Consider the following 22,499-nt stretch of genomic DNA (forward strand, 5'->3'; position numbering starts at 1 on the left):
TCGCGGGCGAAGGGTTTTTTCTTGGAAACACGGACTTGCCATGCCTGATCTACCCCTCGCCCAGTGGGCCGCCATCGCCGGCGTGTTCGGCCTGCTGGTCGGCAGCTTCCTCAACGTGGTGATCCTGCGCGTGCCCGAGCGCATGCAGGCCGACTGGCGCCGCCAGGCCCGCGAAGTGCTCGAACTTCCGGAGACGGACGAGCCGCGTCCGCCGGGGATCGTCGTCGAAGGGTCGCATTGCCCCCGCTGCAAGCACCCGCTGGCTGCCCATGACAACATCCCGGTGCTTGGCTGGCTGCTCCTGCGCGGGCGTTGCCGTTACTGCAAAGAGCCCATCTCGAAGCAGTACCCGCTGGTGGAACTGCTCACCGGCCTGGCCAGCGCCGCCGTGGTCTGGCGCTTCGGGCCGACGATGGGCGCGCTCGCGGCGCTCGTGCTGACCTGGTTCCTCGTCGCACTGTCGGGCATCGACGCGCGCACCCAGCTGTTGCCGGACGAGCTCAACTATCCGCTGCTGTGGATCGGCCTGGCCCTCACCCTGCTGCCCACATGGCAGCCGCTGCCAGTGACGCCATCGGGCGCCATCCTCGGCGCACTCATCGGCTACCTCAGCCTGTGGAGCGTCTACCAGGCCTTCCGCCTGCTGACCGGCAAGGAAGGCATGGGCTTCGGCGACTTCAAGCTGCTGGCTGCGCTCGGCGCATGGATGGGGCCGATCGCCCTGCTCCCGATCATCATGCTCTCGTCGCTGATCGGCGCCATCGTCGGTGGCGCGCTGATGCTGTTCCGTCGCCATGAGCGCGATGTCCCGATTCCGTTCGGTCCCTACATCGCCGCCGCGGGATGGGTCTGGTTGTTGTTCGGCGACACGCTCCTCGTCGCCTACATGCATCTGACGGGACTGCGATGAGCGGCTTCGTCGTCGCACTCACCGGAGGCATTGCGTCGGGCAAGAGTGCCGTCGAGCGCGCGTTTGGCCAACTCGGCGTGCGTGCCTATGACGCTGACGTCGCCGCGCGCGCCGTCGTCGAACCGGGATCGGATGCCCTGGCCGAGGTGGCGCGCGTGTTCGGTCCGGATGCACTGGACGCGGAAGGCCGGCTCGACCGCGCCGCCATGCGCCAGCGCGTCTTCGCCGACCCGGCGGCACGGACGCAGCTCGAGGCGATCCTGCACCCGCGCATCCGCACGTGGCTGCGTGACGCCGCCGCCGCCGACACCGGGCCGTACTGCATCCTGTCGATCCCGCTGCTGGTGGAGAACCAGGCGCACTACGCATGGGTCAACCGCGTACTGGTCGTGGATGCGCCGGAGGACGTGCGGATAGCGCGCCTGATGCAGCGGGATGCGGTGGACGAGACGTTGGCGCAGCGAATGATCGCGGCGCAGGCTTCACGCGAGGCACGGCTGGCGATCGCCGATGACGTCATCGACAACGGGGGGGACGTGGCGGCGCTGGCGACCGCCGTGGCGGCGCTGCATGCCGCGTATACGCGGCTTAGCGGCGGCTAGACCAGGGCGGCAGCCGCCAGCCGCTCGGCCACGAATGCCTCGGCGGCCATCGGCCGGCCGATGTGGTAACCCTGGACCATGTCGCAGTCCATTTCGACGAGGCGACGCAGGGTCTCTTCGTTCTCCACCCCTTCGGCGACCGCTTCGAGGCCCAGGCGATGGGCGACCTGGATCATCGCGCCGACCAGTTGCTCGGTACGCGGATCGCTGATCATCGCGTTGACGAAGGTACGGTCGATCTTCAGTTCGGTGGCCGGGAAGTGGCGCAGGTAGGAGAACGACGCGTAGCCGGTGCCGAAGTCGTCGATGGCCACGCGCACGCCACGATCGCGCAGGCGACGCAGCACGCGCACGCTCATGTCCAGGTCGGTCAGCAGCGCGGTCTCGGTGATCTCGACAATGGTGGCTTCCGGCGGCACGCCCCAGATATCCAGTGCGCCGAGCACCTGTTCGGCAAAGCCGTGTTCGACGAACACGCGTGGCGACAGGTTGATCGCCACGTCGAGCGGGCAGCCGCCGCGATGCAGCTCCGCCGCATGGCGCAGCGATGCGTTGAGGCTCCAGCGGGTCAGCGGGATGATCAGGTCGCTGCGCTCGGCGAAGGGCACGAAGTCCGACGGAGGCACTTCGCCGAAGCCTGCAGTCGACCAGCGCGCCAGCGATTCGATGCTGACGATCTCGCCGCGGCGCAGGTCGTAGAGCGGCTGGAACGCCACGGTGAGCTTGTTCGCGGCGATGTCTTCGCGCAGTTCGCCGTAGAGGATTTCCACCGGCGTGACGTCCGGCTGGTACATCGAAAACGGCTCGCCGATGCGGATGGCTTCGTCGTGGGCGAGCTCGGCGCGGCGCAGCAACAGCTCCGCGCTACCGCCGTGCTCGGGGAACATGCCGACGCCCACCACCACCCGGCACGGCCAGTTGCGGTCGCTATGCGTCAGCGGTGTGTCGAACGCGCTGACGATGCGGGTTGCGGCGAGCAGCGCGTGGGTGCGGTTACGCAGGTTGGGCAGCATCACCACGAAGTGGTCGTCGCCGGCCAGGAACACGGTGTCGATGTGGCGCAACGCGCCGACGATGCGCTCGCGCGCACCGAGCATGATGTCGCTGCCAAGCTCGTAGCCGAAACGCAGCTGCGCCTCGCGCATGCCACGCAGGCGCACCACCAGCACGGCGCAGACGCCGGTTTCCGGGCGGCAGCGATCGAGCTGGGCCTGTACCGCGGGGAGGATGTGGGCGCGCTCGGTCATGCGAGGAAGTACTCGGCCGGGTCGATCCCGTGGCTGCCCGCGGGCAGCGTACGCTGGATCTCGCGATGCACGCCTTCGAGCTGGCGCATGAGGTCGACGATGCGGAAGTCGTCGAGTTCGGTCTTGTCGGGCCGGGTGAGCACGGCCACGCGTGGCTGCAGGCGGCGCGACTGATTCTGCACCATCACCACGGCCACTTCGCCGGTGTTCAATTCCACCAGCGTACCGGTGGGGTACACGCCCAGGCAGGCCTGGAACTGTTCCACCAGCTCGCCCTGGAAGTCGCTGTCGCGGCCCTGGTAGAGCGCGCGCAGGGCGAAGTGCTGCGACACCGCGGGGCGGTACGGGCGTGGCGTGGACATCGCGTGGTAGGTGTCGACGATCGCCGCCATGCGACCGGCCAGCGGGATCGACGTGCCGGCAAGCCCTTCCGGATAACCGGTGCCATCGAAGCGTTCGTGGTGGGTCAGCACCATGTCGCGCACTTCCTGGTCGACCACGCCGGAGTGGTCGAGGATGGCGATGCCCTCGGCCACGTGGTGACGCGCCAGTTCCATTTCCTGGTCGGCAAGCGGACCTTCGCGTTCAAGCAGTTCGCGCGGCAGCTGTGACTTGCCGACGTCCATCAGCAGGCCACCGGCAGCCAGGCTGACGATGGCGTCGCCGGCGAAGCCCATGTGCCGGCCAAACGCGGCGGACAGGGTGCTGCAGCCAACGGCATGCTGGAAGGTGTAGCTGTCGTGCCGGCGCAGGCTCTCGATCCAGAAGAAGGCGTCGCCGCTGCGCAATACGCTGGCCACCATCGGCCGGACGGCATCTTCCAGTCCCACCGGATCGATCGGCTTGCCCGACTGGATGTCGAGCACGATCTGTTCGGCAAATTTCGACACCGTGTCGAACGCGGCCTTCGCCCGCGGGACTTCGTCGTCGAACGTCGCGGTGTCGGTATAGGCATGGCGGGTGACGAGGCGGTTGCTCGGCGCCGGGCGCACGGCGGCGGCGGGCTGGCCGGTGGATGCCACGCGCACGGGTACCACGCGGGCCGGGATGACCTGGCGCTGCGTGTCCACGAACACGTATTTGCAGTACCGGCTGAGGTTTTCGATGTCCTCGCGCGAGGTGATCGGCACCCCTTGCAACGGAAACGTTGTCTCAGACCAATCGCAATCAAGGCGACTGACGAACATGCCGATCTCCAGATCGGTCACGAACACCCTTCGCTCTACCAGGTCGTACGCCACCTTCCCCTGTCTCCTGTACCCGGAATCGCCACGGTCGTCCATTTTGTATCGGCCAACCCGGGGCGTACTGTAGGGGCCCGGATGTAATAAAACCATGCACGCCCCGGTCTTATGGCTTGACCCTCCCCGGAGTACCGCCATGCGCCGCCCGATCCTGTTTCCCCTGGTGTTTGCCGCCCTCACCGCCTGTTCGGCGGCCGCCGCCCGCGACGAGGGCCTGAAACTGCCCGCGCCGGCCATGGACGCCGTCCCGGCCACGGGCGAGGCCACCGCCGTGTTCGCCGGTGGCTGCTTCTGGGGCGTGGAAGGCGTGTTCCAGCACGTCAAGGGCGTGAAGAGCGTCCGCACCGGCTATACCGGCGGCGATGCCGCCCATGCCAGCTACGACGACGTCAGCGACGGCGACACCGGCCACGCCGAGTCGGTGCGGGTGGTCTACGACCCGGCCCAGGTCTCCTACGGCAAGTTGCTGCAGGTGTTCTTCTCGGTGGCCATGGACCCGACCACCCTGAACCGCCAGGGCCCGGACAGCGGTACCCAGTACCGCTCGGCGGTGTTCTACGCCACCCCGGAGCAGCAGAAGCTCGCCACGGCCTACGTGGCCCAGCTCACCGCCGCCCGCGCCTTCAGCAGCCCCATCGTGACCCAGGTGGTGCCGCTCAAGGGCTTCTGGCTGGCCGAGTCCGAGCACCAGGACTATATGCGCCTGAACCCCGACACGATGTACATCGCCATCAACGACCAGCCCAAGCTGCAGGCCCTGCAGCGCATCTACCCCGAGATGTACACCCCGGCCTGGGCCAACGGCCGGTAACAAGCCCGTGTACACGTCCGTGTAGGAGCGCGCCTGCGCGCGAAAGCCAACGAAGCGGCGATGTAGCACCCGTCGCGCGGGGCCGCCCATCGCGCGCAGGCGCGCTCCTACACGTGATAGTCAGATCATCGGCAGGTCGAGTCCCTGCTCTTTCGCGCACGCGATAGCGTCTTCGTAGCCCGCATCCGCATGCCTCATCACCCCGGTGCCCGGATCGTTCCACAGCACCCGGGCCAGACGCTTGTCGGCGTCATCGGTGCCGTCGGCCACGATCACCACGCCGCTGTGCTGGCTGTAACCCATGCCGACGCCGCCACCGTGGTGCAGGCTGACCCAGGTCGCACCGCCCGCGACATTCAGCATCGCGTTGAGCAGCGGCCAGTCGCTGACGGCGTCGCTGCCATCGCGCATGGCCTCGGTCTCGCGATTGGGGCTGGCGACCGAGCCGGAATCCAGGTGGTCGCGGCCGATCACGATGGGTGCCTTCAGCTCGCCGTTGCGGACCATCTCGTTGAACGCCAGCGCCAGCCGGTGGCGCTGGCCGAGGCCGACCCAGCAGATGCGTGCCGGCAGGCCCTGGAAGCTGATCCGCTCGCGCGCCATGTCGAGCCAGCGATGCAGGTGCGGATCGTCGGGGATCAGCTCCTTCACCTTGGCGTCGGTCTTGTAGATGTCCTCCGGATCACCCGATAGCGCGACCCAGCGGAACGGGCCGACGCCACGGCAGAACAGCGGACGGACGAAGGCGGGCACGAAGCCAGGGAACGCGAACGCCTCGGCCAGGCCCTCGTCCTTCGCCATCTGGCGGATGTTGTTGCCGTAGTCGAAGGTCGGCACGCCCTGGGCGTGGAAGGCCAGCATGGCCTCGACATGACGGCGCATCGAGGCCTTGGCGGCCTTCGCAGTGCCGGCCGGATCGCTCTTGCGACGCTCGAACCACTCCTCGACCGTCCACCCCGTGGGAAGGTAGCCGTTGACCGGATCGTGTGCGCTGGTCTGATCGGTGACGGCGTCCGGACGCACGCCGCGGCGGACGAGCTCGGGCAACACGTCGGCGGCATTGCCCAGCAGCGCGACGGACACGGCGCGGCCTTCCTTCGCGTAGCGGTCCAGCCGTGCCAGCGCGTCGTCGAGGTCGCTGGCCTGCTCGTCCACGTAGCGGGTCTTGATCCGGAAATCGATGCGGCTCTGCTGGCACTCGATGGTGAGCGACGAGGCGCCGGCGAGGCTGGCCGCCAGCGGCTGGGCGCCGCCCATGCCGCCGAGGCCGGCGGTGAGGATCCAGCGACCGGCGAGGCTGCCGCCGTAGTGCTGGCGACCCATCTCGACGAAGGTTTCGTAGGTGCCCTGGACGATGCCCTGCGAGCCGATGTAGATCCACGAGCCAGCGGTCATCTGGCCGTACATCATCAGGCCCTTTCGATCGAGCTCGTTGAAGTGCTCCCAGTTGGACCAGGCCGGCACGAGGTTGGAGTTGGCGATGAGCACGCGCGGCGCGTCGGGGTGCGACGGGAAGATGCCGACGGGCTTGCCGGACTGGACCAGCAGGGTCTGGTCGTCTTCGAGGTCGCGCAGGCTGCGCAGGATGGCGTCGAAGCATTCCCAGTTGCGCGCGGCGCGGCCGATGCCGCCATAGACGACGAGCTCGGCGGGGTTTTCGGCGACCTCGGGGTCGAGGTTGTTCTGGAGCATGCGGTAAGGGGCTTCGGTGAGCCAGCTCTTGCAGGTGAGCTCGGTGCCGCGGGGTGCGCGGACGGTGCGGGTGGTGTCGATGCGCGTGGCGGCGGTCATCGGTGGCTCCGTAGGCTGTGGCAGCGAATCCCCGATTATGTGCTGCCCCGCCACCCCGGGCCATACGCATCGCAGCAAGCCCTCGGCGCTCGGGCCGCCCCGTAGGAGCGCGCCTGCGCGCGATTGGGCCTGCCACCCCATCCAAACTCCCCGCAGCGCTCGGGCGTGGTCGCAGGACCAGCCCTCGGCGCCCACCCTCGCTGCTCAAACAGGTCCTCCGCGCTCGACAAGGTTGGCCGCAGCCGCGGCCCATGTACTTATTGCCCTACGGGCACTCGCTTGTGCGGAACTCGCCTCGAGGGTGGGCGCCGAGGTCTGTTCTTGCAGCCCGCCGCAAGCCTTGTCTGTAGGAGCGCGCCTGCGCGCGATTGGCCAACGTGGCGGTGATGACGGGACCTGATTCGCAGACCCATACAGACGCATTCGACTCACATGGAAATGGTGATCCTGGGCTCCGGAATTCGATGTGTTTAGGCAATCCCCATTCGCGCGCAAGCGCGCTCCTACAGGAACCGCCGCGGTGCATCCGGTCGTCCAACCCAGCGTGCGGGAACGTGGAGGAAGAGCCCTCGGCGCCTACCCTCGAGGCGAGTTCGTGGCGGCGAGGGGGCCGGGCGGAAGAAGCCCGCAGGGGGCCGGCCACGATGGCCGGCCGTTCTTGTTGAGGCAGGATGCCGAATCAAGAACCGCCGCCCGGCACCCGGTGCGCGGCCGTAGGCCAATACGGAAACGGGCTGCGGAGCAGCCCCTCCTTTTCGCACGCCAGAACGCTGTTTGAGCAGCGAGGGTAGGCGCCGAGGGCTGTTCCTGCCAAAACGCCCGAGCGCTGCGGGGAATTCGGTTGGAACGTCACGCCCAATCGCGCGCAGGCTATGGGTGGGTGGGTTGGGTTTGCTGGTCCTGGTAGCGCTTGGCGGCGTTGTCCTGGCGGGCGCGGTACTGGTCTTGCTGGGCGCGGTCGGCGTTGTCCAGCTGGCTGCGTAGTGCCGGGTCCGTCGTCGCATTGCGCTGCTGGTTCACGTTGTTCTGGCGCAACTGCTCCTGCACCGCATTCTGGTTCTGACGGTTGATCAGCTGCTGCTGGTTCACCTGCTGCTGGAAGCGCGCATTCGGCGGCGGCACTCCCGGCACGACGCGCGGACGCGCGGCCGGCACAGGGGCCGCGGCGGGCCGGGCCACGGGTGCAGGCCGGGGCGCGGCGGCGGGCTGCGTAGCCGCCTGGGCGAAGGCCGCGGCGGGAACGACCAGTAACAAGGACAGCACGAACTTGCGTGATGCTTTGGTCATCTGACTCGTCCATCATGGAAAGATTGTCTTACAGCACGAGCCTACGCTTCCCTCCATGAATGCCATGTCGCCCACCTTGCCGCGGGTTCTTCTCGCGCTGCTGACGGTGGTGCTGGCGAGCTGCGCCACGCGCCCCGCCAAGCCCACTGCCCATCCCGTCCTGCTGGTCTCGATCGATGCCTTCCGCGCCGATTACGTCGACCGGCATGTCACGCCCAACCTGCAGGCCCTGTCCGACGACGGTGCCCACGCGCAGTACATGTGGCCCTCCTTCCCGTCGCTGACCTTCCCCAACCACTACACCCTGGTCACGGGCCGGGTCCCCGACCGCAATGGCATCGTGAACAACACGATGCGCGACCCGGTGCTGGGCAAGTTCAGCCTTGGCAACCGCGCGGCCACCAGCGATGGCCGCTGGTGGGCCGAAGCGGAGCCGATCTGGGTGACCGCACAGAAGCACGGGCTGCACACCGCCACGATGTTCTGGCCGGGCACCGAGGCTGAAATCCACGGCATGCGCCCCGACCGCTGGATTCCGTTCGACGATTCGCTCTCGTCGAAGGCGCGCGTCGACAAGCTGCTCTCGTGGATCGACGAACCGGGTGCGCACCCGGCCTTCGAGACGCTGTATTTCGACGCCGTCGACCATGCCGGCCACGAGTTCGGCCCGGATTCGCCGCAAGTGGACGCCGCCCTGCGCGAAGTGGACGACGCGCTCGGCTACCTGGTGGCGCAGCTGCGCCAGCGTGGCCTGTACGACACGATGGACATCGTGGTCGTGTCCGACCACGGCATGGCCGACGTGCCCGCCGGCAACATCGTGTACTCCGACGACGAGACCGACCTGGACGCCCTCGACACGGTGTCCTACGGCGTCATGGCCGGCTTCGCCCCGCGCACGGGCCACGACACCGCCCATGCCGTGGCCCGCCTGCTCGGTCCGCACGCGCACATGCATTGCTACCGCAAGGAAGACCTGCCGGCGCGCCTGGACTACGGCAAGAACCCGCGCGTGCCGCCCTACCTGTGCATGGCCGACGTGGGCTGGTCGATCATCAGCCATGCCGACCTCGCCAAACGCAAGGATCCCATGTCGCGCGGCGAGCACGGCTACGACAACCAGGACCCGGCCATGCGCGCCCTGTTCGTCGCCCACGGCCCGGATATCGCCCGCGGGGCGACCCTTGCGCCCTTCCAGAACGTCGACGTTTACCCGCTGCTGGCCCGCCTGATCGGCGTCACGCCGCTGCCGAACGATGGCCACCTGGAAAACGTGAAGGCGGCGCTGGCAACGCCCTGAGCGATGGCCGGCCCGGGATGCCGTAGAATCCGGCCATGCGCCAGATCTATACATCCCCCCGCCATGACAACATCGACCGGGTCGTTGCGTTGCTCGCCGAGCACGCGATCGAGACCACCGTGACGAACCGGTCGACCTTCAACCGCCCCACCTACCAGCGCTTCAGCTACACGGATCGCAACAACGACCGCAGCTCGTGGCCGCAGGTGTGGGTCAAGCACGCCGACGACTTCACCAAGGCGCGCGGCCTGTTGAAGGAGATCGGCATCGAGCCGACCGTGCGCTTCCAGGAAGAATTGCAGATCCATCGCTCGCCGGATCGACGACCGCAGGCGCAACGAACGGCCAGCCGCTACCGCCTGATGCTGCTGGCGATCCTCGCCGGCGTGGTGCTGATGGTCGTGCTGAAGGGCACCCAGGGCCTCTGAATGGGCGACCTTGCCGCTGCGTCGCCCGCCCACGCCCTGCTCCGCGAACATACGCGCGACGCCCACGATGCCGCCGAGGCCACGCCCGGCATGCACCGGCTGCTGGCGGGAGCACTGGACGAAGGCGGGTACCGGCGGCTGCTGGCGGCGCAGGGCGCGCTGTTCGACGCATGGGAACGCGAGCGCGCCGACGACATCGCCGCCATCGCCGCGACCTGGCCCTACGTCTCCCGCGCCACCCTTGTAGGAGCGGACCTGTCCGCGACGCCCTCCGACCAGCCCACGGCAATGTCTCCGCCCACGGCAATGTCCCAGCCCACGGCAATGTCCCAGCCCAAGGCACCGCTCCAGCCCTCCACGCCTGCCACTCCCTCCCCCGCCTTCTGGGGCGAGCTCTACGTCATCGAAGGCTCCGCCCTCGGCGGCCGGGTCATCGTCCGCCGCCTGCGTGAACTGTTTCCCGCCCTGCCGCACGCGTATTACGCCGTGGGCGAAGCCGCGCCCGGGCAGTGGCGGCGCTTCCAGCAGGTGCTCGACCAGGCCCTGCCCGACGACGATTCGCAACGCCTTGCCATCCTCGCCGCGCAACGGATGTTCGCGCGCTTCCAATGCACGCTCCAGGACCCTGACTCGCATGGCTGACCTGCCCGACCTCACTGCGTGTGACCGCGAGCCGATCCACATCCCGGGTTCGGTCCAGCCGCATGGCGTGCTGCTGGTCGTCGACGCCGCGACGAAGAAAGTGCTGCAGGTGAGCGAGAACGCCACCGACCTGCTGGGGCTGGAACTGGGCGCCCTGCTCGAAGCGCCGCTGGACGACGTGCTTCAGCTGCCGCCGGGCCTGTTCGACGACGACGAGCGCCCCGCGCATAGCCCGTGGGTCGCGGTCACGTTCCCGTTCGGCCATCGTGCCGGCACGTGGCATGCCTGCGTGCATGCGTACGACACGCGCTGGATGATCGAGGTCGAGCCGCGCGAAGCGTATTTCGAGGACGACCCGATCCGCGTCGCCTACGAGACCGCGCACAAGCTCGAGAACGATGCGACGGTGGAACGCGCGTCGCAGCGCCTTGCCCGCACGGTGCGTGGCCTGCTTGGCTACGACCGCGTGATGATCTATCGCTTCGACCACGACTGGCACGGCGAAGTGGTGGGCGAGGCACGCAACGAAGAACTCGAGGCCTACCTCGGCCTGCACTACCCCGCCACCGACATCCCCGTGCAGGCACGCGCGCTTTACCTGCGCAACCGCGTGCGCCAGATCAGCGACTGCAAGTACGTGCCCTCGCGCATCCTGCCCGCGTACGACCCGGAAACCGGCGACGCCACGGATCTTTCCGACGTATCCCTGCGCAGCGTGTCGCCGGTGCACCTGGAATACCTCGGCTACATGGGCGTCACCGGCACGCTGGTCGCTTCGATCATCACCAGCGGCCGCCTGTGGGGCCTGATCGCCTGCCACCACTACAGCCCGTTCTTCGCCGACCATCGCATGCGCGAAGTGGCCGACGCGCTGGCGCGCTCGTTCGCGTCGCGCGTCTCGGCGATCGAGGAACTGGAGAAGATCGAAGTCGAAAGCACCCTGCTGACCGTGCGCGAAAAGCTGATCACCGCGTTCAACGAAAGCGACCGCATCGACGCCGACCTGCTCGCCTCGCTGGCACCGGAATTGCTCGAAGTGGTCGACGCCGACGGCGTGGCGATCTTCGCCGGCAACCGGGTCATGCGCCACGGCAACCTGCCGGCTGCCGAGGACCTGCTGCGCCTGCGCGACATCGTCGGCACCCACGACAAGCCGCGTTCGCTCGAAGGCATTCCCGGCGTCGAGCACACCGATGAGCTGGGCGCGCGTTTCCCGCCGCTGGACGACCCGGCGATCACCAGCCTCGCGGCGGGCGTGATCTTCATGCCGCTGCAGGCCGACGCACACAACGCCGTGGTCTGGACGCGCGCCGAACAGGTGCGCAACGTGCGCTGGGCCGGCAATCCTGCGCTGGCCAAGCTCGAAAACATCCCGGGCGCCCGCCTGTCGCCGCGCCAGAGCTTCGCCTCCTGGCAGGAAACCGTGCGCGGCCGCTCGCGGCCCTGGTCGCGCCAGCACCTCGATTCCGCGCGCAGCCTGCGCGTGCTGATCGAGATGATGGAGCGCAAGCACTACCAGCAGAGCTTCGCCCTGTTGCGTGCCTCGCTCGCCCGCCTGCCCGAAGCGGTGGTGATCACCGACGCCGCCAGCGACGACTGGCGTGCCTGCTCAGTGGTTTTCGTCAACGACGCGTATGCCGCGGCGACCGGTCGCGACACCGGCAGCGTGGCCGGCTCGCCGCTGGCGAGCTTGCTCGCCGACGCCAGCGTCGACCTGGGCAGCATGCTGGACCCCGCCGCGATGGCCGCGCACGACGTGGCGCTGCTGCGCGCGGACGGCAGTGCGATGCATGGCCGGGTGGAACTGGAACCGGTGATGGACGCCTCGGGCACGATCACCCACTGGATGTGCGTCCACCACGCGTCCTAGTCTTTGCGCGGCGCAGCCCCCACCACGGCACGCCGCGAGCTATAACATGGCTCCATGACCGACCGCGTCCGCCTGTTCCAGACCTTGCCGCACTCCTGCGGCTATTTCGCCGAGCGGACGGCGCAGAACCTCGTGGTCGATCCCGGCGCACCCAACCTGGACAAGCTCTACGGGCCGGCGCTAGCCAAGGGCTTCCGCCGTGCCGGCGGCCATCTCTACCTGCCGCAGTGCGCGGCGTGCCAGGCCTGCGTGCCCTGTCGCATCAACGCCCCCCGTTTCACACCGGACCGTAGCCAGCGCCGCTGCCTGGCCCGCAATGCCGACATGCATGTGGTCGAGGCGATGCCCGGCTACACGCAGGAACGCCACGAGCTTTACGAACGTTACCTGCGCGCGCGGCATACCGGCGGTGGCATGGACGGCGCCGATGCCGAGGATTTCCAGCGCTTCCTCGCCGCGCCGTGGAGCCCCACGCTGTTCCTCGAACTGCGCCAGGGCGAGCGCCTGCTCGGCGTCGCGGTCACCGACATCGCGCTGGCCGGCGTCTCGGCCGTCTACACGTTCTACGACCCGGATGAGATGGAGCGTGGCCTGGGCACGTGGGGCATCCTGCAGCAGGTCGAACTGGCCCGTCGCCGCGGCATTCCCTACGTCTATCTCGGTTTCTGGATCGCCGGCCACGCGAAGATGGATTACAAGCGCCGCTTCCGCCCGCTGGAAGTGCGCCGCCACGGCCGTTGGATCGAAATGCCCTGAGCGGCGACAATCGGGGGCTTCCCCGCCGTCTGGATCTGCATGGGCCCGCGCCGCATCGTCTGCCTTACCGAAGAGCCCACCGAAACGCTGTACCTGCTCGGCGAGCAGGAGCGCATCGTGGGGATCAGCGGTTTTACCGTGCGGCCGCCCGCGGCGCGCAAGGACAAACCCAAAGTCAGCGCGTTCACCAGCGCCAGGGTGGACCGGATCCTCGCGCTACAGCCCGACCTGGCCATCGGCTTCTCGGATATCCAGGCCGACATCGCCCAGGCCCTGGTCAAGGCGGGCGTGGAGGTGTGGATCGCGAACCATCGCAGCGTCGCCGAAATCCTCGATTACATCCGTCGGCTGGGTGCCCTCGTGGGCGTTCCGGCCAGGGCCGATGCGCTGGCCGATCGGCTCGCCCGTGGCCTGGACGACGTGCGCGAGGCGTCGGCCCGGCTGCCGCGCCGGCCGACGGTGTATTTCGAGGAATGGGACGACCCGCTGATCTCCGGCATCCGCTGGGTTTCCGAGTTGATCGGGATCGCCGGCGGCAACGAGGCGTTGCCGCACCGGGCGGTCCAGTCGCTGGCGAAGCACCGGATCATCGCCGACGACGCCGAGGTCATCGCCACGGCGCCGGACATCATCATCGGATCGTGGTGCGGCAAGCGCTTCCGACCCGAGCAGGTGGCCGCGCGGCCGGGCTGGGCCGACGTGCCAGCGGTGCGCGATGGTGAAATCCACGAGGTGAAGTCGCCGCTGATCCTGCAGCCCGGGCCGGCTGCGCTCACCGATGGCCTGGCCGAACTGGTCAGGATCATCCACGACTGGGCCGGGCGCCACGCATAAACGGCAGAAATCGTCTTCACCTTTGTGAAAATGTGATCGTGGTCACACTTGATGACCATTCCGGCTGGTGGCCGCACCGTATAGTCTCGTGGGGCGTCGAGGGGGACGTCCCCGGCGCCTTGAGGCCGTCGTGGCAAACGCGCCTTCGCGCGCGGGAGGGTCCTTGGCGGCGGTGGTGAACAACCCGGTGTTTTCAACGCGCAGTGCCGCCGTGTGGTGCGGTGGCGTGTTCGCGGGGGTGTCGCTCGCCCAGATCCTGTCGGCGGCGCTGTGGAACCACGAGTACGGCACGCACATCGTCTGGTTCCCCGGCGCGGTGCTGCTGGGTGCCCTGCTGGCCAATCGCTGGCAACGCTGGGCTGCCCTCACGATCAGTGCCTTCCTCGGCTTGCTTGCCACCGGCACCGCGTTCGGACTACCCGTCGCCGACACGGCCCTGGTCCTGGTCGCCGCGCTGTTGATGGTACCCGTGGCGGCCTGGCTCCTGCGCCACATGCCGGACGCCACCGACAACATCGACGACTTCAGCCGGCTGGCGACGTTCGTCCTCGTGACCGTGGTCGCCCTGCCCGCGTTTTCGGCCGCCCTGGTCGAGCACGCCAGCCGCTATACCTCGTTCCAGGGTTCCGTGCTGAGCGGCTGGGTGAACATCGCCATGGCCCACTCGCTTGGGTACGTGTTGTACCTGCCGGTGTGGCTGAGCGTGCGCAATCCCGAGGCCGCCCTGCGCCACGCCGGCCCGTTGTCCCCGCTGTACGTCGCGTTCATGACGGCCTGCCTGGGTGCCCTCGGCCTGGCCTGGTACACGCTGGGCGACCAGCCCGGACTGGTTCCCGTGATGTGCCTCGCACCGGCGCCCGTGGTGATCTTCGCCATCGTGCGCGCACAGATGACCGGCAGCTCGATCACGCTGTTCATCATCGCGCTGATGGCGGCCCACCTGAGCGTGCTCGGCCACGGCCCCTTCCTTGCCGATTCGGGGGCGAACAGCACGCTTGCCGTGCAACTATGGACGCTGGTCGCGGCGCTATCCGCCCTGATCCTCGACGTGGTGGTGGAGCAGCGCTCGTCGAGCCGGCGCGCGTTGCGCCACGCACACGAAGACCTGCGCGAACTGGCCGGCCGGCTGATCGCCACGCAGGAGCAGGAACGGGCACGCCTTGCCCGCGACCTGCACGACGACATCAACCAGCGCCTCGCGGCGTCCTCGATCGGCCTGAGCGCGCTGCGCCGGCAGGTGGATCCCGCGCTGCACGGCGAGGTGAACCACCTGCGCGAACTTATGGTGTCGTTGTCCGAGGACGTGCGCCAGCTTTCACGCCAGCTGCATCCCAGCGTGTTGGAACATGCAGGCCTGCGCGATGCACTGGAAGCGCTGTGCAACGCGAGTCGCAAGGGTTCCGCGCCGGAGATCGTGCTGATCATCGACCGCGGCATCGAACGCCTGCCCAACGACGTGGCGCTGTGTGTCTACCGGGTAACCCAGGAGGCGATCGCCAATGCCGTGCGCCATGCCGGCGCCACTCGCCTGACAGTGAAGGCATCGGTGGACAGCGATGGTGCGTCACTCTGGATATTCGATAACGGCCGTGGTTTCGACCCCGGTGAAGGCACGCACGGACGAGCGGGGCTGGGCCTGATCAGCATGAGCGAGCGCGCCAAGTTGCTCGGCGGTCGCTTTGAATTACGCAGTTCGCCCGGCCGGGGCGTGGACCTCTGGATGCATATACCGCTGGATCTTACGTGACGACAGCTACCCTTCCCCGCGTCGTGTACGCCGACGACCATCGCATGGTGGCGGAGGGCATCGAGCGCCTGCTTGAGGGCACCTGCGACCTGGTCGGCCTGGCCACCGACGGGCCGAGCCTGCTGGCCTTGATCCGCCGCGAGAAACCCGCGCTGGTGCTCTCCGACGTGAACATGCCCGGTGGCAGTGGCCTGGACGTGCTGAAGACCCTGCGCGCGGAGGGCGATCGCACGCCCTTCGTATTCCTCACCATGCACGCGGAGCCAGCGCTGGCCGCCACCGCGATGCGTGCCGGCGCCAATGGTTACGTGTTGAAGGTGTCGGCGGGCGAAGAGCTGCTGACGGCCCTGCGCCACGTGTTTGCCGGTTCGACCTATGTCACGCCCTCGCTTGGCATCCAGTACCTGCATCCGGACACGCTTGGCATGCAGGAACTCACCCCAAAACAGCTCGAGGTGCTGCGCCTGGTCGGCGGCGGCATGCGCTCGCGCCAGATCGCGGAACGGCTCGGCCTGTCGGTCCGCACGGTGGAAGCGCACAAGTACACGATCATGCAGATCCTGGACGTGCACAGCACGCTGGAACTGGTGCGCCGCGCGGAAGAGCTCGGTTTGCTGTTCTGATCCTGCGAAAATGGCGTGACGATGGGTACGTCATAGCCCCGTAGATGTACTGATGCGCCGTGCCGAATGGCGCGCGAGGATGGGGTTGAGCGATTACCCCGCCCGCCGTGCCATGGACATCCTGGCCACCACCACCCCCGGCGGCCACCACGGCGGGCGGGCTCTTTTTGGGGGCTCGCGTTCGCCTAGTGGCCGCTCACGGTCACCGTGATCTTGCGCTGGTGTGCTTCGTGACGGTGTTCGTAGAGGAACACGCCTTGCCACGTCCCCAGCAGCGGCCGGCCGTTGTGCACCGGCACCGAGAGCGACACACCCGTCAGTACCGAGCGGACATGCGCCGGCATGTCGTCGGGGCCTTCGTCCTGGTGGCGAAACAGCGGATCGCCGTCAGGCACGAGCCGGGCAAAGAAACGTTCGAGGTCGGCAACGACGGTGGGGTCGGCGTTTTCGCCGATCAGCAGCGACGCGCTGGTGTGCTGCACGAACACGTGGGCGATGCCCGTGCCCACGCCGCTGGCCGTCACCGCGTCGGCGATACGCGACGTCACTTCGCTGAGCGAGCGCCCCCGCGTGTGCACGGTGAACGTCGACTGCGCGATGTGCTGGACGGGCTGGGCGCGGCTCATGGTTGCCTCACGGATAGAGCAGGACGTCCGTCCAGCTTGTACCGTGCCCGGTGTGGACGATCCGTTCGTGCAGGCGGAACCTGGCGCCGTACCAGAACTCGATCCGGTCCGGCGAGACCAGGTAACCACCCCAGTGCGGGGGACGCGGCACGTCGCGGCCGTCGAACTCCTTCTCGTAGTGGGCGACCCGGTCTTCGAAGGTCTGCCGGTCGGGCAGCGGCTGGCTCTGCTTCGAGGCCCAGGCGCCGATCTGGCTGCCGCGCGGGCGGCTGGCGAAATACGCATCGGACACCTCCGCGGAGGTCTTCGTCGCGCGGCCTTCGAAGCGCACCTGGATGCCTTCGCGGATCTGCTTCCAGTGGAAGCACAGCGCGACCTGGTCGTGGCCGGCGATCTGCGCCGCCTTGTCGCTCTCGTAGTTGGTGAAGAACTGCAGGCCATGCTCGTCGACAGCTTTCAGCAGCACGATGCGCGAATGCACGCGCCCGTTCTCGCCGACGGTGGCCAGGTTCATCGCGGTGGGTTCGCGGTCGCCGCTGGCTTTCGCTTCATCGAGCAGGCCGCGGAAGGTGTCGAGGATGTCGGGAGTAAGCATGACGTGGGGTATGCTCGGTCGCTATGGAATCGACCGATGCTAGCACGCTGGCCGAAGGGGTCCTCGGGCGTTTCGCCGCAGCGATCGCGCGCGCCGAGAAGCCCTTCCTGCTCGGCATTTCGGGCCTGCAGGGCAGCGGCAAGAGCACGCTGGCCGAAGGCCTGATCCACGCCGCCGCCGGGCGTGGCTGGGGTGCCGTGGCGCTCTCGCTGGACGACGGCTATCGCACGCACGCGGAGCGCGAGGCGCTGTCCCGCGAGGTGCATCCGCTGCTGCGCACCCGCGGCGTCCCGGGCACGCACGATATCGCGCTGCTGGCGTCCACGCTGGATGCGCTGCGCAAGGCCGCCGCGGACCGCCCGGTCTCGATCCCCCGGTTCGATAAAGGCCACGATGACCGCTACGACCCGGCGCTATGGCCCGAGGTGCCGGAAGTGCCGACGCTGGTGGTGCTCGAAGGCTGGTGCCTGGGTGTCGAACCGGAGGATCCCGCGGCGCTGGCCGCGCCGGTGAACGGACTGGAACGCGACGAGGACGCGGATGGCACGTGGCGACACTGGGTCAACGCCCAACTGGCCGCGTATCGCCCGTTGTGGCAGGCGATCGATGGCCTGGTCGTGCTTGCGGCGCCATCCTGGGACATCGTCGCCCGCTGGCGCGGCGAGGCCGAGGCACCGCGGCGTGACCGCGGCGAACCACGGGCGATGGACAACGCCACCCTGGCACGGTTCCTCCAGCATTACGAGCGCCTCAGCCGCCACGCGCTTGCCACGTTGCCGGGCAAGGCCGACCTGCTCATCCGGCTGGACGAGCAGCGGCGTCCGCTTCAAAGCAGCGCCGCGTAGCCCTCGCGCGCATCCGGCCAGCGGCAGCGGAAACCCGTCGCACGAAGCAAGGCGTTGCTTAGCCGCTTGTTACCTACGCCCGCCGGCGCGGGGCCATCGGGTGGCGCAGGGCCACCGACAAGGCGGGCGAGGGCGTCGTAAAGCACGTCGATCGGCAGCGGGGTATCGTCGACGCCGACATACACGGGCGCGACCGTTTCGAGCGTGGCGATATGCGCGATGGCTGCGGCCGCGTCGTCCACGTGGATGCGATTGGCATAGATGCCCTGGCCACGCGGCGCGCCCGCCTCGCCCTTGCGCAAGCGGTCCAGCAGCTGCGTGCGACCCGGGCCATACAGGCCGGCCAGGCGCACCGCCACCCCACCCACGCCCGCCTGCGCGAGCCACTGCTCCGCTTCGCGCAGCACCCTGCCGTTGAACCCGGGCGGCGCCGGTGGCGTTGCCTCGTCGACCCAGGCGCCGCCGTGCTCGCCGTAAACCGCCGTCGACGACACGAAGATCGTCCGCGCGGGCGGCGCTGGCAGGGCTTCCAGCAGATGGCGCAGGCCGTCGACGAAGATGGCGCGGTACGCCGCTTCGTCGCGCGCATCCGGGGTCGCCGCGAACACGACGGTGCCCACCGCGGGCAGCTCGGCCAGCGTCGCCGGGTTGGTCAGGTCGCCACGTAGCCAACGGACGCCATCGGGTGCCTCCGCGGGCGGCTGGCGACGCAGTGCGTAGACGGGCGCGCCCTGTGCGGCGAGTCGGCGCGCGGTGCGTAGCCCGACGTCGCCAGCGCCCGCGATGAGCACGGCGGCATGCAGCGGTGTGTAGCTTGTTGTTAGCATGGGAGCGATGAATCCTTCGCCCAACCTGTTCCTCATCGGCCCCACGGGTGCCGGCAAGACGACGATCGGCCAGCGCCTCGCGGCGCATTACGGCCTGCCCTTCGTCGACCTCGACGTGGAAATCGAGAAACGCCATGGCATTTCGATCGCCACGATGTTCGAACGCGAGGGCGAGGCCACGTTCCGCGCACGGGAAACCGCGCACCTGGACGAGTTTAGCCTTCGCCAGGGCATCGTGCTCGCGACCGGCGCCGGTGCGGTGATGGCCGGGGTGAACCGCGAGACGCTGATGACCCGTGGCACCGTGTTGATGCTGGCGGTGGACGTCGACGAACAGCTCGACCGGCTGGCGCACGATACCGCCCGCCCGATGATCGCCGGCGGCGACCGCCGCGGCCGCCTGGAAGCGCTGGCCGACACGCGCAACCATGTCTACGAAGAAGTGGCCGACCTCGTGTTCCGAGGCCGCCACGAACACGTCGACGACGCGGTGCCACGCGCCGTCGCCCTGCTCGACCGCCACTGGAGGCGCAGCTGATGCAGACCGTGGATGTCGAACTCGCTGGCCGCGAATACCCGGTCTGGATCGGCCCCGGCCTGATCGGCGACAGCGCGCGCTGGCGTGCGCGGATCCGTGGCCGCCATGTGCTCGTGGTGAGCAATACGACGGTGGCGCCGCTCTACCTGGACGCACTCGCCAGGGGGCTCGACGGATTGCACTGGACCTCGCACCTGATCGACGACGGCGAAACGCACAAGACCTTCGCCAACGTGGGCAAGGTGCTCGACGCCCTGGCGACGGCCGGCGCCACGCGCGACGCCTGTGTCATCGCCCTCGGCGGCGGCGTGGTCGGCGACCTGGCCGGCTTCTCCGCCGCATGCTGGATGCGCGGAATCGACTTCATCCAGGTGCCGACCACCCTGCTCGCGATGGTCGACTCCTCGGTCGGCGGCAAGACCGGCGTGAACCTGCCGGCCGGCAAGAACCTCGTCGGCGCGTTCCACCAGCCGCGCGCCGTGGTCGCCGACACCGACGTGCTGCGCACGCTGCCGCAGCGCGAATACCTCGCTGGCGTCGCCGAGATCGTGAAGGGCGCCGCCATCGGCGATGAACCGTTCTTCGCCTGGCTGGAAGCCAATGCCGACGCGCTGGGCGCGCGCGAGCAAGCCGTGCTGGTCGAAGCGATCGCGCGGAAATGCCGCTATAAAGCCGGCGTCGTCGCCCGTGACGAAACCGAACAGGGCGAACGCGCGCTGCTCAACCTCGGCCACACGTTCGGCCACGCCCTGGAAACCGCCGGTAACTACAGCGAGATCCTGCACGGCGAAGGCGTCGCCATCGGCATGGTGCTGGCGGCCCGGTTGTCCGCGCGGCTCGGCATGGCCAACGACGCCGACAGCAAACGCCTGGTCACGCTGCTGCAACGACTCGGCCTGCCCACCGAACCCAGCCGCGTCCACGCCGCCAGCCGCATCCTCGACCTGATGCGCCTCGACAAGAAAAACACCGCCGGCACCCTCCGCCTGATCCTCTGGCGCGGCATCGGCAAGGCCGAAATCGTCGCCGGGGTCGCCGACGCCGACGTACTCGCCGTCCTCTGACGGCCGGCGGCCCACGCCGCCACATGCTCTACAATGCCCGGCTACTGCGTCATCCAGGTCGATGTAATGCGGATATACATGCAAACCATGCCAGCGGCGGGCAATGAAGCCCCCCGCTACGCCCAGCTCACGCTCGAACAGGACCTGCTCGGCGGCTGGACCCTATACCGTGAGAGCGGCACGCAGGGTGGCAAGGCAACGCTCAAGCGCGACGTCTACCTGGAACGCGATGCCGCCCTCGCCGCGTTCGAAAAAGCCCGCGACGCCCAGATCAAGAAAGGTTTCAAAGTCATGTTCAGCCAGGGCCAGGAGTCAGCGCATGGCCGCTGACGTGCTTCGCAACGACCGCTTCCTCCGCGCACTGCGCCGCGAACCGACCGACACCACGCCGCTCTGGGTCATGCGTCAGGCGGGCCGTTACCTGCCCGAGTACCGCGAAACCCGCGCACGGGCCGGCAGTTTCATGGGGCTGGCGACGAATCCCGAGTACGCCTGCGAGGTGACGCTGCAGCCGCTGGCGCGCTTCGACCTCGACGCCGCCATCCTGTTCTCCGACATCCTCACCATCCCCGACGCGATGGGCCTCGGCCTGACGTTCGCGCAGGGCGAAGGCCCACGCTTCGCACGCCCCCTGCGTGACGCCGCGTCCATCCGTGCCCTCGCCGTGCCGGACATGGACGGCGAGCTTCGCTATGTCATGGATGCCGTGCGCCTGATCCGCAAGGAACTCGATGGCCGCGTCCCGCTGATCGGATTCTCCGGCAGCCCGTGGACGCTCGCCTGCTACATGGTCGAAGGCGAAGGCTCGCGTGACTTCGCCCGGGTCAAGGCACTGGCCTGGAACGAACCTGCGCTCGCCCACCAGTTGCTCGACACGATCGCCCGCTCCGTCGCCGCCTACCTCATCGCACAGGCACGCGCCGGCGCCCAGGCGCTGATGGTCTTCGACACCTGGGGCGGCCTGCTCGGGCCGACGCCCTTCCGCGAATTCTCGCTGCGTTACATGGGACAGATCGTCGACGCGCTCAAAGCCGACGACGCCAGCCGCGACCTGCCGGTGATCCTGTTCTCCAAGGGCGCCAGCGGCCAGCTGGAAGCACTCGCCGACACCGGCTGCACGGGACTGGGTGTCGACTGGACGATCGACATCGGCGAAGCCCGCCGCCGCGTCGGCGACCGCGTCGCGCTACAGGGCAACCTCGATCCCGCCGTGCTGCGCGCCTCGCCGGAGATCGTCCAGCGCGAAGCGCGCGCGGTGATCGATGCCTACGGCAATCACCCCGGCCACGTGTTCAACCTCGGCCATGGCATCACGCCCGAAGTGGATCCGGACAACGTGCGCGTGCTGGTCGAGACGGTGCACGAGCATGGGCGTCGGGTCCGCGCTTAAGCGGGCGCTTCAGAAGCGGTTAGGCCCGGCGATGTGGCACTTGCCCAGCTCGGTGCGAGCCGCCATCGCGCCCGTCTGGTCGCCCGCCTGCATGCGCATCTCGTAGATCGTCTGCTGGTTGCGGGCACACAGGCTGCCCGACTTCGGACCCATCTCGAACGACTGCTTCGCGAGCTTCTCGGCCGTCGGATAGTCCTGCTTGCGCACGGCGATCTCCGCGCGATCCTGGATCAGCTCCGGCGCTTCCGGCGCAAGCTTCAGGGCCTGTGCCAGCTTGGCGTCGGCATCGTCGTACTTGCCGGCGCGCTCATCCGCCTGCGCGGCGTGTTCAAGGCCCTGCACGCCCGGATCGCGTAGCGGCGCCACTTCGATGGCGGACTTCTCGCGCTCACCGGCAGCGCGGATCTGCGCCACGATGTCGTAGGTGGGCGCAACGGGGCGTGTCGCCTGCGGCGGGGCCGGCTGGCTGCAGGCGGTGACGAGGACGGCGGCGGCAATGGCGCAATAACGAAAGCGATGCAT

Annotated in this window: 24 protein-coding genes; 16 read left to right on the plus strand and 8 right to left on the minus strand. The window is 68.5% G+C overall.

Translation table 11 applies throughout. The annotated features are described in order from the left end of the window. The first annotated feature begins 40 nt into the window (after positions 1-40). Positions 41-910, plus strand: a complete 870-nt coding sequence (locus tag KPL74_11730) for an A24 family peptidase (GenBank protein QWT18412.1) — start codon at positions 41-43, stop codon at positions 908-910. Beyond that, complete coding sequence (gene coaE / locus KPL74_11735; GenBank protein QWT18413.1) at positions 907-1,512, plus strand: dephospho-CoA kinase; 606 nt, start codon at positions 907-909, stop codon at positions 1,510-1,512. The genes KPL74_11730 and coaE overlap by 4 nt, the downstream gene beginning before the upstream one ends. On the opposite strand, the gene KPL74_11740 is transcribed toward coaE, so the two are convergent. Together KPL74_11740 and KPL74_11745 are read right to left on the minus strand one after the other, a co-directional pair. Further along, a complete protein-coding gene (locus KPL74_11740; protein ID QWT18414.1) occupies positions 1,509-2,759 on the minus strand; it encodes a bifunctional diguanylate cyclase/phosphodiesterase in 1,251 nt (416 codons plus the stop codon). The two genes, coaE and KPL74_11740, sit on opposite strands and share 4 nt — an antisense overlap. Beyond that, positions 2,756-3,967 carry an HD-GYP domain-containing protein gene (locus KPL74_11745; GenBank protein ID QWT18415.1) on the minus strand — a complete coding sequence of 404 codons (1,212 nt, stop codon included), beginning with the start codon at positions 3,965-3,967 and terminating at the stop codon, positions 2,756-2,758. The genes KPL74_11740 and KPL74_11745 overlap by 4 nt, the downstream gene beginning before the upstream one ends. Before the next feature lie 271 nt (positions 3,968-4,238). Here KPL74_11745 and msrA point away from each other — a divergent pair, with 271 nt between their 5' ends. Further along, positions 4,239-4,814: a peptide-methionine (S)-S-oxide reductase MsrA gene (gene msrA, locus KPL74_11750; GenBank protein ID QWT22612.1), complete on the plus strand. Its 576-nt coding sequence runs from the start codon at positions 4,239-4,241 to the stop codon at positions 4,812-4,814. Between the two features lie 120 nt (positions 4,815-4,934). On the opposite strand, the gene hutU is transcribed toward msrA, so the two are convergent. Both hutU and KPL74_11760 read right to left on the minus strand, forming a co-directional pair. Then, on the minus strand, positions 4,935-6,605 hold the full coding sequence (hutU, locus tag KPL74_11755) for a urocanate hydratase (protein ID QWT18416.1): 1,671 nt from the start codon (positions 6,603-6,605) through the stop codon (positions 4,935-4,937). An 870-nt stretch (positions 6,606-7,475) separates the two neighbouring features. Continuing rightward, positions 7,476-7,892, minus strand: coding sequence for a hypothetical protein (locus KPL74_11760; protein QWT18417.1), 417 nt, complete (start codon positions 7,890-7,892; stop codon positions 7,476-7,478). A 55-nt stretch (positions 7,893-7,947) separates the two neighbouring features. Between KPL74_11760 and KPL74_11765 the strand changes: the two genes are divergently transcribed. The 8 genes from KPL74_11765 (at position 7,948) to KPL74_11800 (ending at position 16,092) form a co-directional block, all read left to right on the plus strand. Next, positions 7,948-9,192 carry an ectonucleotide pyrophosphatase/phosphodiesterase gene (locus tag KPL74_11765; protein ID QWT18418.1) on the plus strand — a complete coding sequence of 415 codons (1,245 nt, stop codon included), beginning with the start codon at positions 7,948-7,950 and terminating at the stop codon, positions 9,190-9,192. 35 nt (positions 9,193-9,227) lie between these two features. After that, positions 9,228-9,620: a hypothetical protein gene (locus tag KPL74_11770; protein QWT18419.1), complete on the plus strand. Its 393-nt coding sequence runs from the start codon at positions 9,228-9,230 to the stop codon at positions 9,618-9,620. Then, positions 9,621-10,262: a biliverdin-producing heme oxygenase gene (locus KPL74_11775; GenBank protein QWT18420.1), complete on the plus strand. Its 642-nt coding sequence runs from the start codon at positions 9,621-9,623 to the stop codon at positions 10,260-10,262. It begins immediately after the preceding gene. Beyond that, a complete protein-coding gene (locus tag KPL74_11780; GenBank protein QWT18421.1) occupies positions 10,255-12,132 on the plus strand; it encodes a GAF domain-containing protein in 1,878 nt (625 codons plus the stop codon). The genes KPL74_11775 and KPL74_11780 overlap by 8 nt, the downstream gene beginning before the upstream one ends. Before the next feature lie 54 nt (positions 12,133-12,186). Further along, complete coding sequence (locus KPL74_11785) at positions 12,187-12,888, plus strand: arginyltransferase (GenBank protein ID QWT18422.1); 702 nt, start codon at positions 12,187-12,189, stop codon at positions 12,886-12,888. A gap of 39 nt (positions 12,889-12,927) precedes the next feature. Further along, a complete protein-coding gene (locus tag KPL74_11790) occupies positions 12,928-13,722 on the plus strand; it encodes an ABC transporter substrate-binding protein (GenBank protein QWT18423.1) in 795 nt (264 codons plus the stop codon). 163 nt (positions 13,723-13,885) lie between these two features. Continuing rightward, a complete protein-coding gene (locus KPL74_11795; GenBank protein ID QWT18424.1) occupies positions 13,886-15,469 on the plus strand; it encodes an MASE1 domain-containing protein in 1,584 nt (527 codons plus the stop codon). Beyond that, positions 15,466-16,092, plus strand: a complete 627-nt coding sequence (locus KPL74_11800; protein ID QWT18425.1) for a response regulator transcription factor — start codon at positions 15,466-15,468, stop codon at positions 16,090-16,092. The genes KPL74_11795 and KPL74_11800 overlap by 4 nt, the downstream gene beginning before the upstream one ends. A gap of 185 nt (positions 16,093-16,277) precedes the next feature. Here the strand turns inward: KPL74_11800 and KPL74_11805 are convergent, their stop codons facing one another. Both KPL74_11805 and pdxH read right to left on the minus strand, forming a co-directional pair. Then, the gene (locus tag KPL74_11805; protein QWT18426.1) at positions 16,278-16,718 is read right to left on the minus strand and encodes a secondary thiamine-phosphate synthase enzyme YjbQ; all 441 of its coding nucleotides are present in this window, start codon (positions 16,716-16,718) and stop codon (positions 16,278-16,280) included. Positions 16,719-16,725: 7 nt separating this feature from the next. Continuing rightward, positions 16,726-17,313 carry a pyridoxamine 5'-phosphate oxidase gene (pdxH, locus tag KPL74_11810; protein ID QWT18427.1) on the minus strand — a complete coding sequence of 196 codons (588 nt, stop codon included), beginning with the start codon at positions 17,311-17,313 and terminating at the stop codon, positions 16,726-16,728. Between the two features lie 23 nt (positions 17,314-17,336). Here pdxH and KPL74_11815 point away from each other — a divergent pair, with 23 nt between their 5' ends. Continuing rightward, positions 17,337-18,158, plus strand: a complete 822-nt coding sequence (locus KPL74_11815) for a hypothetical protein (protein ID QWT18428.1) — start codon at positions 17,337-17,339, stop codon at positions 18,156-18,158. Here the strand turns inward: KPL74_11815 and KPL74_11820 are convergent. After that, on the minus strand, positions 18,140-18,985 hold the full coding sequence (locus KPL74_11820; protein ID QWT18429.1) for an NAD(P)H-binding protein: 846 nt from the start codon (positions 18,983-18,985) through the stop codon (positions 18,140-18,142). The genes KPL74_11815 and KPL74_11820 overlap by 19 nt on opposite strands. A gap of 7 nt (positions 18,986-18,992) precedes the next feature. Here KPL74_11820 and KPL74_11825 point away from each other — a divergent pair, with 7 nt between their 5' ends. The 4 genes from KPL74_11825 to hemE all read left to right on the plus strand — a co-directional run bounded on the left by KPL74_11825 (position 18,993) and on the right by hemE (position 21,977). Then, positions 18,993-19,523, plus strand: coding sequence for a shikimate kinase (locus KPL74_11825; GenBank protein ID QWT18430.1), 531 nt, complete (start codon positions 18,993-18,995; stop codon positions 19,521-19,523). Continuing rightward, entirely contained in the window at positions 19,523-20,587 is a 1,065-nt protein-coding gene (gene aroB, locus KPL74_11830; protein QWT18431.1) for a 3-dehydroquinate synthase, read from the plus strand. The genes KPL74_11825 and aroB overlap by 1 nt, the downstream gene beginning before the upstream one ends. 78 nt (positions 20,588-20,665) lie before the next feature. Continuing rightward, positions 20,666-20,917, plus strand: a complete 252-nt coding sequence (locus KPL74_11835) for a WGR domain-containing protein (protein ID QWT18432.1) — start codon at positions 20,666-20,668, stop codon at positions 20,915-20,917. Continuing rightward, complete coding sequence (gene hemE / locus KPL74_11840) at positions 20,907-21,977, plus strand: uroporphyrinogen decarboxylase (protein ID QWT18433.1); 1,071 nt, start codon at positions 20,907-20,909, stop codon at positions 21,975-21,977. The genes KPL74_11835 and hemE overlap by 11 nt, the downstream gene beginning before the upstream one ends. A 9-nt stretch (positions 21,978-21,986) precedes the next feature. Here the strand turns inward: hemE and KPL74_11845 are convergent, their stop codons facing one another. Beyond that, a complete protein-coding gene (locus tag KPL74_11845; protein ID QWT18434.1) occupies positions 21,987-22,499 on the minus strand; it encodes a hypothetical protein in 513 nt (170 codons plus the stop codon).

It is taken from the genome of Bacillus sp. NP157 (assembly GCA_018889975.1).
Taxonomy (GTDB): Bacteria; Pseudomonadota; Gammaproteobacteria; order Xanthomonadales; family Rhodanobacteraceae; genus Luteibacter.

Excerpts from the sequence above, each read along its gene's own strand:
- aroB (QWT18431.1), top strand. The coding sequence starts at position 19,523 with ATGCAGACCGTGGATGTCGAACTCGCTGGCCGCGAATACCCGGTCTGG.
- KPL74_11845 (QWT18434.1), bottom strand. The coding sequence starts at position 22,499 with ATGCATCGCTTTCGTTATTGCGCCATTGCCGCCGCCGTCCTCGTCACC.
- KPL74_11765 (QWT18418.1), top strand. The coding sequence starts at position 7,948 with ATGAATGCCATGTCGCCCACCTTGCCGCGGGTTCTTCTCGCGCTGCTG.
- KPL74_11805 (QWT18426.1), bottom strand. The coding sequence starts at position 16,718 with ATGAGCCGCGCCCAGCCCGTCCAGCACATCGCGCAGTCGACGTTCACC.
- KPL74_11785 (QWT18422.1), top strand. The coding sequence starts at position 12,187 with ATGACCGACCGCGTCCGCCTGTTCCAGACCTTGCCGCACTCCTGCGGC.
- coaE (QWT18413.1), top strand. The coding sequence starts at position 907 with ATGAGCGGCTTCGTCGTCGCACTCACCGGAGGCATTGCGTCGGGCAAG.
- hemE (QWT18433.1), top strand. The coding sequence starts at position 20,907 with ATGGCCGCTGACGTGCTTCGCAACGACCGCTTCCTCCGCGCACTGCGC.
- KPL74_11775 (QWT18420.1), top strand. The coding sequence starts at position 9,621 with ATGGGCGACCTTGCCGCTGCGTCGCCCGCCCACGCCCTGCTCCGCGAA.
- KPL74_11790 (QWT18423.1), top strand. The coding sequence starts at position 12,928 with ATGGGCCCGCGCCGCATCGTCTGCCTTACCGAAGAGCCCACCGAAACG.
- KPL74_11820 (QWT18429.1), bottom strand. The coding sequence starts at position 18,985 with ATGCTAACAACAAGCTACACACCGCTGCATGCCGCCGTGCTCATCGCG.
- KPL74_11815 (QWT18428.1), top strand. The coding sequence starts at position 17,337 with ATGGAATCGACCGATGCTAGCACGCTGGCCGAAGGGGTCCTCGGGCGT.
- KPL74_11760 (QWT18417.1), bottom strand. The coding sequence starts at position 7,892 with ATGACCAAAGCATCACGCAAGTTCGTGCTGTCCTTGTTACTGGTCGTT.
- KPL74_11730 (QWT18412.1), top strand. The coding sequence starts at position 41 with ATGCCTGATCTACCCCTCGCCCAGTGGGCCGCCATCGCCGGCGTGTTC.
- KPL74_11835 (QWT18432.1), top strand. The coding sequence starts at position 20,666 with ATGCAAACCATGCCAGCGGCGGGCAATGAAGCCCCCCGCTACGCCCAG.
- KPL74_11780 (QWT18421.1), top strand. The coding sequence starts at position 10,255 with ATGGCTGACCTGCCCGACCTCACTGCGTGTGACCGCGAGCCGATCCAC.
- msrA (QWT22612.1), top strand. The coding sequence starts at position 4,239 with ATGGACGCCGTCCCGGCCACGGGCGAGGCCACCGCCGTGTTCGCCGGT.
- KPL74_11770 (QWT18419.1), top strand. The coding sequence starts at position 9,228 with ATGCGCCAGATCTATACATCCCCCCGCCATGACAACATCGACCGGGTC.
- KPL74_11825 (QWT18430.1), top strand. The coding sequence starts at position 18,993 with ATGAATCCTTCGCCCAACCTGTTCCTCATCGGCCCCACGGGTGCCGGC.
- pdxH (QWT18427.1), bottom strand. The coding sequence starts at position 17,313 with ATGCTTACTCCCGACATCCTCGACACCTTCCGCGGCCTGCTCGATGAA.
- KPL74_11740 (QWT18414.1), bottom strand. The coding sequence starts at position 2,759 with ATGACCGAGCGCGCCCACATCCTCCCCGCGGTACAGGCCCAGCTCGAT.
- hutU (QWT18416.1), bottom strand. The coding sequence starts at position 6,605 with ATGACCGCCGCCACGCGCATCGACACCACCCGCACCGTCCGCGCACCC.